This is a genomic window from Pseudoalteromonas sp. Scap25, assembly GCF_013394125.1.
Taxonomy (GTDB): domain Bacteria; phylum Pseudomonadota; class Gammaproteobacteria; order Enterobacterales; family Alteromonadaceae; genus Pseudoalteromonas.
The window spans coordinates 759,220-776,830 of sequence record NZ_CP041327.1 but is presented as its reverse complement, the minus strand read 5'-3'; the positions used below and the strand labels follow the sequence as shown (position 1 = coordinate 776,830).

General features: G+C 39.4%; 16 protein-coding genes and 1 pseudogene. 6 read left to right on the top strand and 11 right to left on the bottom strand.

What is annotated here, in order from left to right; genetic code table 11:
* The first annotated feature begins 57 nt into the window (after positions 1–57).
* The gene (locus tag FLM54_RS03560; RefSeq protein ID WP_178955247.1) at positions 58–1,695 is read left to right on the top strand and encodes a methyl-accepting chemotaxis protein; all 1,638 of its coding nucleotides are present in this window, start codon (positions 58–60) and stop codon (positions 1,693–1,695) included.
* 168 nt (positions 1,696–1,863) lie between these two features.
* On the opposite strand, the gene FLM54_RS03555 is transcribed toward FLM54_RS03560, so the two are convergent.
* From FLM54_RS03555 to FLM54_RS03505, 11 genes are all read right to left on the bottom strand, one after another.
* Positions 1,864–3,399 (bottom strand): leucyl aminopeptidase family protein, encoded by a 1,536-nt coding sequence (locus FLM54_RS03555; protein ID WP_178955245.1) that lies wholly within the window; start codon positions 3,397–3,399, stop codon positions 1,864–1,866.
* Positions 3,400–3,509: 110 nt separating this feature from the next.
* Positions 3,510–4,514, bottom strand: a complete 1,005-nt coding sequence (dinB, locus tag FLM54_RS03550) for a DNA polymerase IV (protein ID WP_178955243.1) — start codon at positions 4,512–4,514, stop codon at positions 3,510–3,512.
* Positions 4,515–4,742: 228 nt separating this feature from the next.
* Complete coding sequence (locus FLM54_RS03545; protein WP_178955232.1) at positions 4,743–5,222, bottom strand: toll/interleukin-1 receptor domain-containing protein; 480 nt, start codon at positions 5,220–5,222, stop codon at positions 4,743–4,745.
* Positions 5,222–6,253, bottom strand: coding sequence for a caspase domain-containing protein (locus tag FLM54_RS03540; protein ID WP_218648494.1), 1,032 nt, complete (start codon positions 6,251–6,253; stop codon positions 5,222–5,224). The genes FLM54_RS03545 and FLM54_RS03540 overlap by 1 nt, the downstream gene beginning before the upstream one ends.
* Complete coding sequence (locus tag FLM54_RS03535; protein ID WP_064665414.1) at positions 6,195–6,596, bottom strand: TIR domain-containing protein; 402 nt, start codon at positions 6,594–6,596, stop codon at positions 6,195–6,197. The genes FLM54_RS03540 and FLM54_RS03535 overlap by 59 nt, the downstream gene beginning before the upstream one ends.
* Positions 6,597–6,705: 109 nt before the next feature.
* On the bottom strand, positions 6,706–7,242 hold the full coding sequence (locus FLM54_RS03530) for a DNA-binding protein (protein ID WP_178955230.1): 537 nt from the start codon (positions 7,240–7,242) through the stop codon (positions 6,706–6,708).
* A gap of 45 nt (positions 7,243–7,287) precedes the next feature.
* Complete coding sequence (locus FLM54_RS03525) at positions 7,288–8,373, bottom strand: ATP-binding protein (RefSeq protein ID WP_178955228.1); 1,086 nt, start codon at positions 8,371–8,373, stop codon at positions 7,288–7,290.
* A 57-nt stretch (positions 8,374–8,430) separates the two neighbouring features.
* On the bottom strand, positions 8,431–10,938 hold the full coding sequence (gene hsdR / locus FLM54_RS03520; protein ID WP_178955226.1) for an EcoAI/FtnUII family type I restriction enzme subunit R: 2,508 nt from the start codon (positions 10,936–10,938) through the stop codon (positions 8,431–8,433).
* Positions 10,938–12,137 (bottom strand): restriction endonuclease subunit S, encoded by a 1,200-nt coding sequence (locus FLM54_RS03515; protein WP_256729732.1) that lies wholly within the window; start codon positions 12,135–12,137, stop codon positions 10,938–10,940. Before FLM54_RS03515 ends, hsdR begins: the two co-directional genes overlap by 1 nt.
* The gene (locus FLM54_RS03510) at positions 12,137–13,603 is read right to left on the bottom strand and encodes an N-6 DNA methylase (protein ID WP_178955222.1); all 1,467 of its coding nucleotides are present in this window, start codon (positions 13,601–13,603) and stop codon (positions 12,137–12,139) included. Before FLM54_RS03510 ends, FLM54_RS03515 begins: the two co-directional genes overlap by 1 nt.
* A 152-nt stretch (positions 13,604–13,755) precedes the next feature.
* Entirely contained in the window at positions 13,756–13,992 is a 237-nt protein-coding gene (locus FLM54_RS03505) for a helix-turn-helix domain-containing protein (RefSeq protein WP_064665408.1), read from the bottom strand.
* A gap of 100 nt (positions 13,993–14,092) precedes the next feature.
* Between FLM54_RS03505 and FLM54_RS03500 the strand changes: the two genes are divergently transcribed.
* From FLM54_RS03500 to FLM54_RS03480, 5 genes and pseudogenes are all read left to right on the top strand, one after another.
* On the top strand, positions 14,093–14,617 hold the full coding sequence (locus FLM54_RS03500) for a hypothetical protein (protein WP_178955220.1): 525 nt from the start codon (positions 14,093–14,095) through the stop codon (positions 14,615–14,617).
* Positions 14,614–16,047 carry a DEAD/DEAH box helicase gene (locus tag FLM54_RS03495; RefSeq protein WP_178955218.1) on the top strand — a complete coding sequence of 478 codons (1,434 nt, stop codon included), beginning with the start codon at positions 14,614–14,616 and terminating at the stop codon, positions 16,045–16,047. The genes FLM54_RS03500 and FLM54_RS03495 overlap by 4 nt, the downstream gene beginning before the upstream one ends.
* 88 nt (positions 16,048–16,135) lie before the next feature.
* Entirely contained in the window at positions 16,136–16,585 is a 450-nt protein-coding gene (locus FLM54_RS03490; RefSeq protein ID WP_178955216.1) for an MbcA/ParS/Xre antitoxin family protein, read from the top strand.
* A 359-nt stretch (positions 16,586–16,944) separates the two neighbouring features.
* On the top strand, positions 16,945–17,148 hold the full coding sequence (locus tag FLM54_RS03485; RefSeq protein WP_178955214.1) for a hypothetical protein: 204 nt from the start codon (positions 16,945–16,947) through the stop codon (positions 17,146–17,148).
* A gap of 179 nt (positions 17,149–17,327) precedes the next feature.
* Positions 17,328–17,570: pseudogene (locus FLM54_RS03480) on the top strand (IS91 family transposase); the annotation flags it as partial.
* Positions 17,571–17,611 lie beyond the last annotated feature (41 nt).

The window sequence follows — 17,611 nt, the reverse complement described above, 5'->3', positions numbered from 1 at the left end:
CTATATTTTAACTATGCTTATTAAAGAGAAGTAATGCTCTTATACAGGAACATGTTTATGCTAAATCTCCGTCGTTTTACTATATTTCAACGTCTAGCCATTTTAGTAGGGATTGTAATATTTGGTTTAATTGTATTGAGTATTTCGAGCTTGAGTAACCAATACCAAGCGCTCAAAAACGAGCAATACCTTAAAACTAAAAATGTGGTAGAAACTGCATATAGTACTATTAAGCACTATGCAGCCCTTGAACAAAACCAAACTCTTACTCGCCAACAAGCACAGTCTCAAGCAATCGCATCAATACGCTCATTGCGTTACGATGATACTAACTATTTTTGGATCAACAATTATCAGCCAGCCATGGTAATGCACCCAATAAAGCCAGCTCTTGAGGGAAAAGATTTAACTAATAATAAAGACCCTGATGGCACCCCGTTATTTGTTGAGATGGTTAGCGTTGTAAAACAATCCGGCGAAGGTTATGTGCCTTATAAATGGCCAAAGCCCGGTAATGACAACCCCGTAGATAAAATTGCGTTTGTTAAAGGTTTTGATCAGTGGCAATGGATAATCGGCTCGGGAGTTTATCTTGATACCATAGACAGTGCCTTTTCGCAGCAGCGCACTATCATCATAATCAACGTTGTTATTATGATTATTGTGGTGGTGTTATTTAGCTACTTTATTGGCCGAAGCATTTTAACGCCGACTCGTTTAGCAGCGCAGATGATGAAAGATATCTCTCAAGGTGAGGGGGATTTAACTCGTACTCTCAACGAAAATGGTAATGATGAAATATCTCAACTTTCGAGATCATTTAATTTATTTGTCTCTAAAATTAGAGAGTCTTTAGTACTAGTCGCCAAAAGCGCAAACGATGTAAACGAGCATGCCCATGCTGTAGATGATTCTAGCAAAACCAGCCAGTCGTTTATTGAGCTTCAAAACGACAGTAGCACCCAAGTAGCCGCTGCAATGGAGGAAATGACTCATCAAATTCATGATGTTAGCCGTAATGCCGAAGCCGCTGAACAAGCCGCAAATGATACTGCCAGTAATGCATCAACGGGTAAAAATGTGGTATCTAAAACGATTATCGCCATTGAAACCCTCTCGAGTAATATAGAAACCGTAAGCAAAGTAACCGCTGATCTTGCTCAAGAGAGTAATAATATTGGCTCGGTGCTTGATGTAATAAGAAGTATTGCAGAGCAAACTAACCTGTTGGCACTCAATGCAGCCATTGAGGCTGCACGGGCAGGTGAGCATGGTAGAGGCTTTGCCGTCGTAGCCGATGAAGTAAGAACCTTAGCAAGTCGAACGGGTAAAAGCACTGATGAAATTCAAGCCATGATAGCTAAACTGCAAGAAGGCGCTAAAGCCGCAGTTGAGGCGGTAAAATCTAGCCAAGAAATTTCTATTTCTACGGTTGAACAAGCCTCTTCAGCAAATACATCACTGGATGAAATAGACAGGTTAGTAGCGGTGATCACCGATATGAACGGCCAAATTGCAAGAGCAACAGAGCAGCAAACATCGGCCGCAGATGAAGTAAACTTAAGAATTAACGATCTTTCGCAATCAACGGAGCAATCATTAGGTAATACGAAGGATTTAACCCTTGCCAGCGACAAACTCAAACAAAGCAGTGTTGAATTATCTAGCGTGGTATCGCGCTTTAAGCTGAGTTAACCTGAATTCCGGATAATAAATCTATCTCAAGCTAGAGAAAATTAAACATAAATATCATTTTGATTCAATGCGTTAGTAAACCTCTTAACCAAAGTTCAGGTTAATTAATACCTTTCACCAATTAAAAAGCCCTGATTTTCAGGGCTTTTTAGACTTATTTATAGATAATTATAAACAGTAGCGGGCAAATAAACTGCTTACTGATGCTGCCGTTGGTTTACCATGTTGCCAATCACCACCTTCAACACCACTACCGGCAATATCCATATGCACATAAGGAAGTGGTAAAGTAGACTCATTACCATGCTTATCTAACCCGCCTACCACAGCTAAAAATGCCATAGGAAATTGATGACCGCGCGCTGTGACGGCAGAAGCCGCATTATTACTAGAAAGTACGTCATCGGCTAAAGTGCGTGGTTTTATAAAGTCATAATCTTCACGACGTGAACGTGATACTTCTGCACCGTCAGCCCATAAATCACCACAATCAGCTAATTGACGTGAAATATTAGCACTACGTGCTGGCCCATTTTCTACATAAGCACCATATGGTCCCATCGCACGTGCAGCATGCCCTGTTAAAGTAGCCACAGTAAACAGCGTTGGATTTATTTCGTTTACAGCCAAATCTTTCATTTCACTAAGTAAATCACCCATCGCTAGACGCCCCTCGGCATCAGTGTTACCAATGCGCACTCGCACACCTTCACGGCTAGTAATGATTTCATCAGGAACAAAACAATCTGAACCAATTGAGTTACGTACCACTGCTAAAAAGGCAATCACTTTAACGCCTTTAGGCTGGTAATCAGCAACTGCTTTCATAAATCCAGCCACAGAAGCCGCACCACCTTTATCTCGACTCATACCTGCCATGTAGCCGCCTACTTTTAAATCTGCACCGCCTGTGTCATAAACTAAGCCTTTACCAACAAACATCAGTGTGCGCGTTACTTCACCCTCTGGTACATATTCAAGTTTAACAACGCGTGGATGATGACGCTCTACTGCATAAGATGCACGAGCAACAGTACTTAGCATCGGATAGTGTTTATCAATGGCAGCCAAGTCATCAATCACATCAACGCTCACTGCGCTATTATTAAATAGTTCGCTACAGTAATCAGCAAAGCGTGGTGGTGCCATACGTTCAGGCTCGGTACCACATAAATCACGTGCAGCATATTGTCCAGCTGCTAATGCATTGACTGCTTTAATCGTTTGTTCATTGGCATCAATTAAACCGATTTGAGTAATTGGCTCAATACCATGACCATGAAATTCACGTGCTTCAAGAGGCTGCCATAATGCTTGGCATGCGCCTAAATAGGCCACTTCCAGCGCGTGTTGGTAACGGCTGTTGGTATTTAAAGCAGGTAAGTAAATAGCGGGGTTAACACTGCCTGACGCTTTAGCCTCGTTAATGGCTAATTTAGCCGCATCAAAATAGCGACGTACATCATCATAATCTCTATTTAAAGGGCCTGTTGGGGCTAATACAACACGTTTACCGGCAATTACTAGCAAGGTAACTTGATTACCTATGCGAGAGTCTACTTGAGCTTGATTTAAAATTGCATCGCGCAGAGGCGTATTTGGTATGTGAGAAAAGTCATCGCTGATAATAATTAGTGCATCGTGTGATGCACAATCTAGGCTTGCACTAACTGGCTGAGCCAACACTGCTTTTGGATATGCCATAAAAAAGGATCCTGTTAGAAAACGTAGCCCCTATTATTATTTATTTAGCAATTTATAACCAGTAAACTGCGGTAATCTGCATACTTACTGGCAACCTAGAGTTACAGCTTTTACACGTCTAAAATACTCAGCTGTAAATTATGCTCTGGTTGGTTTTTAATGCCAACACCTATTCCTAATAAACGCACAGGTTGTTGTAATCCGCGTTGATAGGCTTTGGCGAGTAACTCTTTAAAAATAGCCGTGTTTAATTGATGATTCGCTTGATCTGCTGAGGTCACAACAAAATTAGCAAATTTAACTTTAACACTTAACTTGTTAATTTTATTTTGTAGCTGCTGTTTGTTTAATCTAACCTCGAGCTCACCTAGCAGTTGCGGTAATTGCTCCAAGCACTCATCAAGACTATTTTTGTTGTATTCATAAGTATGCTCCACGCTCAATGACTTACGAATCCGCTCAGTTGAAACCCGCCCTATATGCTCTCCCATACATTTTTGATATAACGACACACCAAAATTTCCCACATGTTGCTGCATCCAATTAGCCCCTTTTTCGCGAACATCTTGGCCCGTGTACAACCCTTTTAAATTAAGCTTCTCCAAGGTTACCTTACCCACTCCTGGAATTTTACCTAGTGGTAATTGGGCTAAAAACGAGTCAACTTGCTCAGGCAATACTACAAATTGGCCATTGGGCTTATTTTCATCGCTAGCAATTTTGGCTATAAATTTAATTGGCGCAATCCCCGCAGAAGCGGTCAGCCCTGTGGTATTAAAAATATCGGTGCGGATCTGCTCAGCAATTAACGTTGCACTGCCTTTAAATGCAGTACTGTCGGTAACATCTAGGTACGCTTCATCAAGTGAAAGAGGCTCTACAAGATCAGTATAGCGGTTAAATATAGCGCGGATTTGAGTTGATACTTGTTTATAAACAGCCATTCTCCCCGGCACAATAACTAAATCGGGGCAAAGCTGTTTGGCATGATAGTTAGACATAGCAGAGCGCACACCATATTCTCTGGCAATATAATTAGCGGTAGAGAGCACTCCACGGCGACTGTTACCGCCAATTGCCAGCGGTACATTTGCAAGCTTGGGGTTGTCGCGCATTTCAACGGCTGCACCTGTAAAACTTCGCGTGTAAAATGTAAGCTAATCAGGAAAAATATGGCAACCAATTGATATTAATCTTATTTTATGTGCAAATAAAACTCCAAAAATTACCTACATTAATTTCTAATAAAAATTAAAAATCATTTCTTGGCAGATAAAGAGATTACAACTATTATTTATGCCAGCTATTTCCAACAACTGGCATAAATGTAGTGTTCAAATAATTTAATACCCACGGCGAATTTTAGCTTTTAACGTACTATGGAAGTCGCTTGCAGATTTAACTCCTACAGACCCTACGGACTCAAACATATTACGATTATAAACTGATTCTCGCTGCTCATTTTTATATGCTGCAATAAATAATTCCAAGTGTTGCATACTATCCATTTTCGGCCACATTTCTAAATATTCCGGTAATGGGCTAAAGCTAGAACGATAAGAAGCAATCCGTTTAGCTGATATTGTTGCCTCACCGATTTCAAAAGGGACCCACCAAGATGTAGCAGTCTCTTTCGATACTACAGCAATTAAGTGAGTACACTTTGCTATATTCTTTGTAATAACTGTTGTTATATCCACTGTCGATTGAGATTCGGCATCTAGAACATCTAAGTAAGTAGTAATGTTATCAAGCTTCAATCGACGATCAATTTGCATAGCTAAATCACGATCTAAATGTTTATAACTAATAAATACACTCATTAAAAATGTCCTTTCTTTGCTAATTCACGGTAATAAAATCCTAGAGCAGTCAAACGACATCCTCTAGAGTTTATGGCTGCAAAGTACATATGCTCAGCATCGACAGGCTCTATTAAACTATGCCTATTACATTGCTGCAGTTGAGAAAAAACTTCTCCCAACTTAGGATCAAAGTCAGGGTGCTCAGGCTCATAAGCTGGTGTCAAAGCGAATACAGACTCAGCTTCAGGAAACCATTCAGGTAATCTTCTCAGTGTTTCTAAAGGTACAAGTGGTGTGTGCTCTTTTAAAGAAATAAACTCAGAAACATTTGTTTTAAAAACAGGTCGTTGTTCCCAAGGACCAAGTGCATTATCAACAAAAGAATATAAGCTACCGGGGGTAACGTGACCAAGAACATTAACAGCCCCCCCGTGCAATGCTTGAAGTAACAGTCTAGTGAAAACGCCATGTCCGGCACACTCTTGTGCATACTCATCTTTTCTACATGCCGTTAAGATAGTAATACCATCACTAATTATGCTTGAGCCACCTTTCAATTGCTTACTTTCTCCAGCTCCGCCAGCTTCACAGCAGTCAAGAATAATAATTTTATTTTTTATCTCAGTTGCATTACTAGCCCAAGTAAGAATGTCACTTACACGAATACCGTCGCTTGTATTTCTATAATCTTGGGGCAGAATCATTCCTTCATGAAGATTTGTATCGAAACAACCATGACCAGCAAAATAGAGTAATGCAACATCGCAAGAACCTGAAAACAGCTCTTGAATTGATGCTTCTAAAGTATGCCTACTAAGATTATCTTCTGCAGTAGTCAAAGTTTTACTGTGAAAATTAGGAGTACCTGATGCATGTCTTGTTAAAACAGAAGCCATCTCTATTGCATCATTATTGCAGCCACTTAATGGGTTAATGAAGGTATAGCCGTTTACACCTATAAAAAGAGCTTTTCTCATTTTTTTATCTCCCTTAAGCCAAACGACGAATTGCTGAAATAACGCTTTCAGTCGACCAGTTACATATTTCATCTGCTGCACCTCTAACTACTGAAGACATATTCGTTGCCCCATATGGTTTTACAGCTAAAATTGGTTTTCCTAAACGTTTAGCTATAGCGATTTCTTTATTTATCCATTTACTATAAGTTGAGTACACGCCCGTCATTATTATTACTACTGAACTAGCTTTAACTTTATTCTCAATAGCCGCCTCAAGCTGCTTATCGGTTCTTGCTCCAATAATAGGATTTGATTCAGGAACAGAGTAATTCCTAAAGTTAAAAAGCGCTCTATTTCTAAGTAAGGTAGTTAAGCTGCTGTATTGATGTCCATAATTCCATGAATGGGAAATAAATAAGTGGTAAGTTTTCATTTGGAACCTCGTTCTGATTAATAATATTTTTTTAACCAGACCTTAGGGATTTGGTTAATAGAATAAGGTTAACTCACAAATCTGATTAAATAAAGTTTTTTAACCAGATTTATTTAATTAATTTATAGACAAACTCTTTACCACCAGATTCAGCTATTTCTTCAACTCTTTTGGCATAGCCCAATTTGAAAATATTTTTGAGGCGAGTGCTTGCGTTTTGCGTTGTAATATCAAAATGAGTAGAAACTTGATTAGTTGTTACTTTTTGCTTAATTATTAAAAAATCTGTCAGTTCTTTAACAGATTTAGCCATATCAGGCCCTATGAAAAATACCTTTTTATGATTCCAAACAGTCATAGGTTGGTTTTTGGCAATAGCACCATAAGTCCAATTATCAATTAAATCCTCATCCTGAAGATCTGTGAGGTAGATAAACTTTTCTCCTCTGTAGTGCTTTGCTAAAGCCATAACACTTTCTCGCGGAAAAGAAGCGTCGGTAGCTTCAATACCTTTTAGTGAAACCCCAAATGTATCCAGCTCTTGTCGGGACTCAATCATTTTATGTAGTTTAGAATATACATCCTTACCCTTAACATTCCCATTGGGGAGGGCATCGGTTGTTATATCTAATAATTTTATCAACATAATTCGTTCTGATTAATTATATTTATTTAACGAGATTCTAGCATACTAATGCAGAAAAAAGTCAAAACATATATGGGTTCCAGATATTTTTTTGAGATCTGAGCTATAATTGGATTCATCAAGCTTACCATCGACATATTTTAACGTAAGTTCAAATGTTTCTTGTCTTACACAAATTGTTGCATCAAACTTTGCAGCTTGTTTCGCACTAAGTTTAAGTCCTAGACCTCGGCCTAAATAATTAGCATCATTGGCACCACTTACACCGCCAGACTGCAGAACCTCATTTAATAAATGGATGTCTGAATTTTCCTTGTTCGGAGGATACTTATTATGCAATTGAGGGTATCGTTTGGCTAAAACAGGCCTCAACGTACCAATGATACCTTTTCCGCTATCAGAAAAAACAGTCTGAACTTTCGTCCTATTTTTACTTTTACCATAGACTTGAAGTGCTGCCACTCCTGGGGTTGGAGTTTGTGAGTGCTCAATAATATTGTTAATAAATTCAGCTATAAAACCAAATGCCGCATTGGAATGTTGCTCACCCGCTAATTCGATAAACGAGTTTTTTAGCTTTACAGGTAAGTTCGTTTGCTGTGTTTCAGCTGGTATTAAAACGAATTCCATTACTTTCTTATTACTACCATAATGAGAAGAACTATCTTTTCTCTCAGGAAGTACAGTTACTGACTCATGAAAAGTTTCAAATAATCCAATTCTACACAAATATGAAAATGATTTAGTGCACCCAGTAAAATCAAGAGTAACGTGCTTACCTATAGATGCTAACTGATTAACTAAAGATAATAGCCTGGAAATAGCACCTAATAGTATTGAGCAATTATAAAACTCAAACCTTACAATTTCTACAGAGTCACACCAAACATCACTTCCTTCTTTGAGAAGTGCTTCAAAGTCACAAGTAGTTAGCCAACCACTCTTTTCAAATCGAAGTACGACACCTATATTAGCTAAAAACCATTCATTTTTTCGTTCAATAAAAGTACCGCTTTTGTCATGGTATAAGAAAGAGTTTACGCTCTTTTTTTCAAGGCTTAGTTTTCTAGCTATCTCTTTACCTTTTAACCCTGGATTATTAGTAAGCAACTCAATTATTTTCGCTTTCATACAACCCCACTACCAGCGACTAAAAAATTCAATAAGCTTTTTCCAAATGATTCTTTCTTATTCATATAAATACTTCTGAAAACCAATAAACGTGTCGCGTATAGCTGCCGGTGATCCAAACTCAATGGCGGCGTCGTTAATTGTGTTGTATTTAAGCTCTACTAAGCTGCGCATTTTTTTAGGTGCAAGCTCTTGCACGCCGTCTTCAATGTATTTACTTAATATAAAGTTGATAAACTCTTGTTGTTTATAGTCGCTAAACGCTGAATTTATTTTAGGTTTTGCTTGTTGAGCTCGTTCTGTGCGTGTTTGTGCCTCTGAGGCATACGCTAAGTAGGATAAAACATCGTATACGTCGCTATCTTGTGCATCAATTACGGCCTTCATGCTGTCGAGCTTTTCGCTATCGTAACCCGCTTCGGTTAAGTCTTCTAATAGCTTTTCGCGGGTGGTTGGGTCACTCCAAATTTCACGTAGTTGGTCTTCGTTTTCAAAAAAGCGCGGTAAGTCGTCAAACATACGTTCAACAAACTCTTTAGCTGTAATGGGCTTGCCTTCAGCACTCCAGTACATTGCTGAGGATATATGCTTAATTTGCCGCGTACGGCCGTCTGAGAGCTTTATTTCGAGCTTTTCACACACACATGGTCTCTCGCCACATTTTTCACAGCCTTCAGGCTCTGGCTTTTCACAAACACATGGTTTTTGTTCACACACCTTGCACGGTTTCTTTTCACCGGCACCTTCGCCGCCAGTGTCTTCACATTGGCATGGGGTTGTGCCGCACTCTGGGCATACTTCGCTGGGTATTGGCTCACCATCCCAAGCTGGGTCAGCAAAGTTATGGTGCGCTTTTACGAAGTCGTAAATGGTAAAGTAGTCTTTGCCATCGTATGTGCGGGTGCCTCGGCCTATGATCTGCTTGAACTCAATCATATTGTTACAAAGTCGCATAAGCACAATATTGCGTACATTACGTGCATCGACACCAGTAGAGAGTTTGCGTGATGTGGTTAAGATTGTCGGAATGGTTTTTTCATTATCACAAAAGGTTTTTAAGTCATTTTCACCCGCTACACCATCGTTAGCAGTAACACGAACACAATAGTTAGTGTTGGTGGTCCAGCCTTTTTTAACTGCGTACTGATTAATAAAATCGCGCACCATACCGGCATGAACTTGTGTTGCACAAAACACGATGGTTTTTTCTTTAGGATTAAAGCGATCCATCCAATAGTGTACACGGCGTTCTTCGCGCTGAGGTATGGTAATAATGCGGTTAAAGTCACCTTCTTTATACAGTTTACCAGGCTCAGGGTCGCCTTTTACAACAACACCATCCCCCTCGATATACTTGTACTCATCCATAGTGCCAACAATCGGTAACACTTTAAATGGCGTTAAAAAACCATCGTTAATGCCTTCTTTTAGAGTATAGCTGTAAACGGGTTCGCCAAAGTAACCATAGGTATCAGCGTTATCGGTACGCTTCGGTGTGGCGGTTAAGCCTAGCTGTACAGCGGGGGCAAAGTAATTAAGAATATCACGCCATACACTTTCATCATTTGCGCCACCACGGTGACATTCATCAATAATAATTAAATCAAAAAAATCAGCTGGGTATTGCTCGTAATACGGGTTTTCTGCCTTGTTGACTGGCGCATTTTCATCTTCTTCTGTTGTGGCTTCTTTTAATTCGGTTTTAGGCCCACACATAAGCGTATGAAAAATAGTAAAAAACACACTCGCATTTTTAGGAACGCCGCCTCGTTTGCGAATATTTTCAGGGGTGATACGCACAATAGCATCTTCACCAAACGGCCCGAAATCATTAAATGCCTGATTGGCTAAAATATTACGATCGGCCAAAAATAAAATACGCGGGCGCTTTTTAGCAAGGCTTATATCTTTCTGCGCGGTTAAGCTCCAACGGGTTTTAAATAACTTCCACGCTGTTTGAAAGCCAATACAGGTTTTACCCGTACCAGTAGCAAGCGTTAGCAAAATTCGAGGCTCGCCTTGAGCAATGGCTTCAAGGGCATTGTGAATGGCGTTTTCTTGATAATAGCGCGGAGCCCAATCACCTTTAGCTTCAAAAGGAATGGTAGAAAACGCATCACGCCAAGCGGTGGTGTAATCCGCTTCTGGTTTATCGCCTTTTTGCTCAAAGGTTAAATCCCAAAGGGCTTGCGGTGACAGGTATTCATCTACCAGCGTCTCAATACCGGTGAGCATATCAATCTGGTAAACCTCATGGCCGTTAGTGGCATACGCAATACGACATTGTAAGCGCTTTGCGTAATCTTTTGCTTGGCGTACACCTTCGCTATAAGTCAGGCTTTCTTTTTTGGCCTCGACTGCGGCAAGCTTACGGCCTTTGTACACCAGCACATAATCACACGGGACTTTATTAGCGCGTTTACCACCGGCCATAATTTGACCAGGGCAAATAAGCTCGCGGCGAATAAAGCTGTTATCAACGTCCCCCCAACCGGCAGCGACTAATTTAGGGTCAATTAAATCCGCTCTAGTGTCGGCTTCATTACGCGTCCTTGCTTGAGTCATTAGGCCACAGCTCCTTCTTTTTCTTTGGTCAACTCGCCGGAAAAAGCTTTCTGTAGGATGGATTTTTTGAGTTCGTCTAAATCGTTTAATTTTTGAGTATAAATAACAGCTAAGTCATCGGTGTTTCTTCTAATTAGCCTTAGCTCTTCCACTACCTGATTTTGCTCGCTTAAAGATGGAAGCCTAATGGGTATCCCCTTAATCTTACTTTTATTAAGATTCTTTTGACGAACACCACGCCTAAGCTTCAACAGCTCAGGTTTAATAGAATTAATCGAATGAAGTATAAACTCCAGATTAATTCTATTATTTGGCTTTACTCCAGCTATAGCTTGATTAAAAGCACCGTCCCTATCCAAAATAGACATCTTTAAAGCTGCTGTATCGTACATGCCAACCAATAAGGAGCCCTCAGGAAGTATCTTGGCATTTGAACCATCTAGCCCGGCTGCTGTAATACAGCTTTTAGATTCTATTGTGAAAGTATCGTTAAGCTCCCCTGATGAATACCAAGGAATATCCCCATCCCAGAATTCATTTTTGGATTTAAGCGGTGTTCCGCCTGTGCTTACTTCTGCTGCATCCCCTAGGGTTATCTCAACCCACCCCTCACCACGCAGGCTAAACACTTGCTGCAAATAGCTTTCAAATAGCTCACGGGCGTTTTTGAGGTTTTGCTCAGCCTTGGCGCGGGCTTGTTCTATATCGGCAAAGGCTTGATCGAGAATGGCGACGATGCGTTTTTGTTCGGTAATCTCAGGGTGTGGTATTTCTACTTTCTCTAAAGCAGTTTTAGATAGCTCTTTAAAAGTAGTTCCACTTCCCAAATCATTTAATAATGAGACGCTCTTCAATAAAAAATAATACAAAAACTTGGTATCTAAAGTGCTTTTAGGTACTAACCCCCGGCAACCTTGGTTCGTTGCCATAGGGACTTTATTAATAGCTAGGTGACCAATAGGTGCTCGGGTTGAGAGAATTACCGAGCTTTCAGGAATTAGCTTAGCTGAAGATTTCTCTAGCCCTAGTCGAGTGATATTTCTACCTGTTTCTGAGACGTAAATACCAGTGATTTTCCCCATATCTTTCGGCGTAATCCACTTAACATCACCAAACCAATAGTCGGAAATACCGCTTTTAGGTGTTCCACCACTTATTATATTAGTGACTTCACTCATTTTAGATATGGACCACCCCATCACAACAACTCCTGAATCTTACCAAGAATCGCTTCGCTCTCTTTATCAAGCGCGATGATTTCTTCTATGATCGCTTGTGGCTCACGCAGTGAGGTTTCTTCTGCTTGGTTCGGATTTTTTACCGATAAATCCCATGCTGTATCATCAAGTTCAGTCGTAGCTAATGACCAAGACTTAGCACTGTCTTCAAAGCCCTTTTGTAACTCTACAAACTCTTTTAAGTCGTTATCGTTTAGCGGATTGGTTTTACCCAAGCTGCGGCCAGGGTCTAGTTGATAAAACCAAGTTTTTTGAGTTGGTTCGCCTTTGGTAAAAAACAACACCACGGTTTTTACACCAGCGCCTAAGAAGGTTTTGGCTGGGCAATCTAGCACGGTGTGTAAGTTGCAGTTTTCTAATAGCTCTTTACGCAAAGCAATGGCGGCGTTATCGGTATTCGATAAAAAGGTGTTTTTAATAACAATAGCGGCGCGGCCACCAGGCTTGAGCATTTTTATAAAGTGCTGCAAAAACAAAAAGGCAGTTTCACCGGTTTTAATCGGGAAGTTTTGTTGAACTTCTTTACGCTCTTTACCACCAAAGGGCGGGTTAGCTAATACAATATCGTGCTGGTTGCTTGGGGTAATGTCTTGTAGGTTTTCGCCCAGTGTATTGGTGTGAATAACGTTAGGTGCTTCAATGCCATGCAAAATCATGTTCATAATGGCGATAACGTACGCTAAAGATTTTTTCTCTTTGGCGTAAAAGGTGTTTTCTTGCAGGGTTTTTAAGTCGCTGGTTGAAAGCTGCTTGTTGCTGGCACCACCTTGGCGAAGGTAGTCGTATGCTTCACATAAGAAACCTGCCGAACCTGCGGCACCGTCGTAAATCGTTTCGCCAATTTGTGGCTGTAATACGTCGATCATGGCGCGAATTAATGGGCGTGGTGTGTAGTATTCACCGCCGTTACGGCCAGCGTTACCCATGCTTTTAATTTTTGTTTCATAAAGATGGGAAAGCTCGTGCTTTTCTTCTTGTGAGCGAAAACGCAGTTCGTCTACTTTCTCTAGTGCATCACGCAGTGAATAACCACTTTGAATTTTGTTTTTGATTTCGCTAAAAATCTCACCAATTTTGTATTCAATAGTGTCAGGGCTTTTAGCACGCAGCTTAAAACCTTTAAGGTAAGGGAATAACTCACCATCAACGAAATCCATTAAATCGCTGCCAGTTAAGGCGTTGTCGTGATCAAACTCACCATTAGCAGTTTTAGGCGCTGCCCACGAACTCCAACGGTATTTTTCTTCAATAATGTATTGGTAATCTTCTGCCATTAATTCGGCTTCTTGAGACTTAGTGAACTCTAAGTCATCAAGGTATTTTAAAAATAGCATCCACGACGATTGCTCGGTGTAGTCTAGTTCGCTGGAACAGCCTGCGTCTTTATGAAAAATGTCGTCGATGTTTTTAAAAGTTTGTTCAAACATATAAGTTAAGTCCTTGTTAGCCAGAGAGTTAAAGATGATTTATTTTATTAAAAACAACTCTGTAGCTAATAGTTATTCCTAAGGTAATGGTGATTAATATACCCTAAATATTTAAATAATTGATAAAAAATTAATACCCGAAAGTTTTTTAGCTAACCTAGATCAATTTTATATTTTTGTCTTGCCGGTAGTATCTCTTCAAACTCGCAATTTAATGCATTCACTAACTTGTAGAGAGTTTCGAGCTTAATGTTAACATTACCTCTTTCCATTTTTCCGTAATTACCGCGTTCTATACCTACATAGGCGGCAAAACCTTCTTGCGAATAGCCGGCTTCTTTACGTTTTTCTCGTAGTTTTTCACCAAAATTTTTAACTAAATCACTCACCTGATTTTCCTCAAGGCAAAATGATTAGATTTTCATGTTGAGCGCTTAACTACCACGCCCTATAATACCCATTATTATAAGAAGTTCATTAGGATTTACTTTGAAATTTGACCCTCTCGTAGCTCAAATTATTGTTGCACCAAATTTTGATAACTTTACAACAAGTGATGTACGCTCGGCGTACTTAACATTAAAAAGTGATGCTTCGTTGATACCTACCGCAGTTAGGCGAAGTATATACGCAGAACTGCTCAAGCTTGTTAAAAAAGGCTGGCTGAAAAAGGTGGTATCAAATAAAAAAGGATTTACGCGATTCAATAAAACAGAGAGCTTTGATGTTGAGGTAATTACTCACTTAGCTAGTTCAATACCTATTTCAATCACAGAAAAAGAAAATGATAAACATGCGCTGTTACTTAGTAAGTTAAACCATTACAAAGCCGAGTTATTATTGAATATGGGGGAATCAGAGGCGTATAAAGAGCTCTATTTGGAGTCACCCGAACTGGTAGATGAACTACAGCCACAATACAACAAAGCAAGAGACAACAATACCAGAATACTTGGCAAGATTAGAGCGATTGAAGGCTTACTGAAGCAGAGCGAAGCATTAGAAAAAATATGAAACTAAGACTATGGCAAGCCGAATGTATTAATTTTGCGCTTACACAATATCAGAACGTCAATAGCCACTTTTTAGCCTTGGCAACTCCTGGGGCGGGTAAAACTTTGATGGCTTCAGAATTAGCTAACCAGTTATTAAAAAGCAATATGGTCGATTTAATCATTTGTTTTTCCCCGTCGTCTATTGTTTCCCAAGACTTTAAGGAAAGCTTACAGCTAAAAACGAATGAACGATTTGATGGGCTTATTGGCGCTAAAGGTAGAGCTTTAACCTATCAAAGCTTACAGTATTTAGATGTGCACTTTTGGCAGCTATTTGAACGATATCGTGTTTTTGTAATATTTGATGAAATTCATCATTGTGCTGGCTCTAATATTGACAATGCAAATGCATGGGGTGAGCAGATAATACTTAACATTCAAAATAAAGCACAGTACACATTAGCCTTAACAGGCACTCCCTGGCGCTCTGACGCTGCTCCTATTGTTCTTTCATCATATCAGCAACCTAACAATAAAATAGCGTGTGACTACGTTTATGGGCTTTCTGAGGCTATTGGAGATAATGTTTGTCGGGTTCCACAAATAGTAGCTGTTGATAATAGCCGCATTACAGTTGTAGATGACGCTGAAACCAAAACATTTAACTGCTTTAAAGCGTTATTAAACGACTCTGGCGTTTCTTATCAAGAAGTTATTGAAAATGAAGCGGTAATAAAATATATAATCTCTTCAGCTCAAAAGAAGCTGACCTCAATCAGATTGAAAAACCCCGATGCAGCAGGGTTGATTGTTGCATCGTCTGTTGAGCATGCCCATCAAATCTCTATGTTAATGCGAACTTACTTTGACGAGGATAGCGTTGTTGTAACCTACCGAGAGAGTGAACCTACGGGTATTATTCAGCAGTTTAGGTATGCACAAACTAAGTGGATTATTTCTGTTGGTATGATTAGCGAAGGTACAAATATCCCTCGTTTGCAGGTTTGCTGTCACCTTACAAATATAAAAACAGAAATGCATTTTCGGCAAATATTGGGCCGTATACTGAGGGTAACAAACTCTAAAAACCAAGAAGCTATTATGTACATGCCCGCCGAACCTAAGCTTTTAGAGTATGCGTATAGGGTTAATCAAGATGTTCCATTTGAAGCTGATGTAGTTAAGTTTGAAAAGATTGAAACTGCTGCTGGAGAAAACACTGTAGATGAAAATTCAAGCGATATTACTTTTAATAAACAAAGTAAAAAACCTTCCAAAACCCAGTTCGATTTTGATAACTTTGCTGACTTTTTTGAGCAGCCAGCTATGAACAATGGACCTGAAGCAACAGAGAAACATTTTTTAACCGGTGCCTATGAGCGAATTATTAATATATCAGGCCGCTTTCAGCAAGAGGCTATTGCTTTGGGGTTAAGTGAATTGCGGTAAATACGCTAGAATTTATCTCAAGTAGACCTCTACAGGTAACATCGATTTCAGTTACACGAGGAAACATAATTTAATTTAAGGTGTTGCTATGTATAGCTTCTCTGAAATTCACAAACAAATAGACCTTATAGAGATTTTAAGCAATAGAAAGATCAGTGAAAAATCTAGTTATCTAGAACAAATTAACTTTATACATCAAGGTGTAGATATCAAAAATGCTGAACGTTTAAGGATAGAGTTAGGCTGGAGTATACGAATATTTTCTTCAGCTATTAGAACTAGCAATAGCTCATATGTACGCTATAAAAAAGAATTAAAGCTTTTAAATACCACTTTAAGTGAAAATATATTTGAAGTTGCAAAAACCTGCTATTTTTGCCTTAATTACTTTGAAAATATAGAACGTTTTAATATCTGGTTAAATACCCCTTCACTTCAATTCGACTCTAAAAAACCTTTAACATTTATAGATACTATAGCTGGCCGTGAATTTATTAAAAATACCGTAAACAGGCTTAAGTATGCCTATAACGCATAAAAGAAAAGTGTTTGAGGAGTGATGCGCATTATAATGCAGACTGTAAAGCATGAAGCCAAATTTTATCCTTTTCTTAATTCAACAAGAAGCTATCGCTTTAGAGATCAAAACGTTGATTTGAACTTATTAATGCTCCAACTCACTCTGATAGTCGCGTTTGTGCCAATTGCGGTCTACCGGATTTTATAGGGATATGGGCTGTTATTGTGCGAAAGAAGACTCTCAGTTGCAACAAGCTATTGCGCCTTCAGATTAGGTCAGCAGCTTGTTAACCTAATGAATAACTTCCTTAAACAACTTTAACTATGGCATATCTGCCATAATTAAAAAATAAATTGTGGAGTAAGGAGCAGAACTCAATGACCATCATATCTATAAAATCAAAAACAGATTTAGAAGAAGCATTGAAGCGTATTGAAGACTTGTGGAAGTCTGAACCTTGCACTCGTGAAGGTAATGAGTTGGATGCTCTTGTTACCTTAGTTGAAGATTACGAACTATCTAATATCGTAACTGAACGAATAAATCAGGATGAGATATATGTAGACATTGATCACCTTTAATGGCGGCAATTGCTCGTTTGAGACTTGTGTACTTTTAAATTCGGTCGCTTACTTCTCAATAATGTCGTTTTCGGACGTTCCGCTCTAACTCACTTTTGCCCCAAAACGAGTTAGAAGATATTACTTAACAGGCTTACAGCAATATTTACATCTTGCTGTAAATCACGGGTGTAGATACATTGCCTAAAGGGTTTATGCGCATTCGCCACTATGGCTTTTTAGCTAATGCGTGTCGCAAGCGAAAGTTAGGGTTAATAAAGGCTCAAGCATCAATAACCCCATTCAAAGCGGTGAAGCCGAAGGTAGAGCAAGAACCATTAATACCGCATTGGCCTTGCCAGTCATGGAAGGCGGGTATCTTACGATTTATTGGTGTGATGAATTTGGATATGACGACAAATAAAATAGCGCGAACGAGTTAGCAGCCTTGCCTGCTGCATCAAATCAATGAGTTAACCTGCTT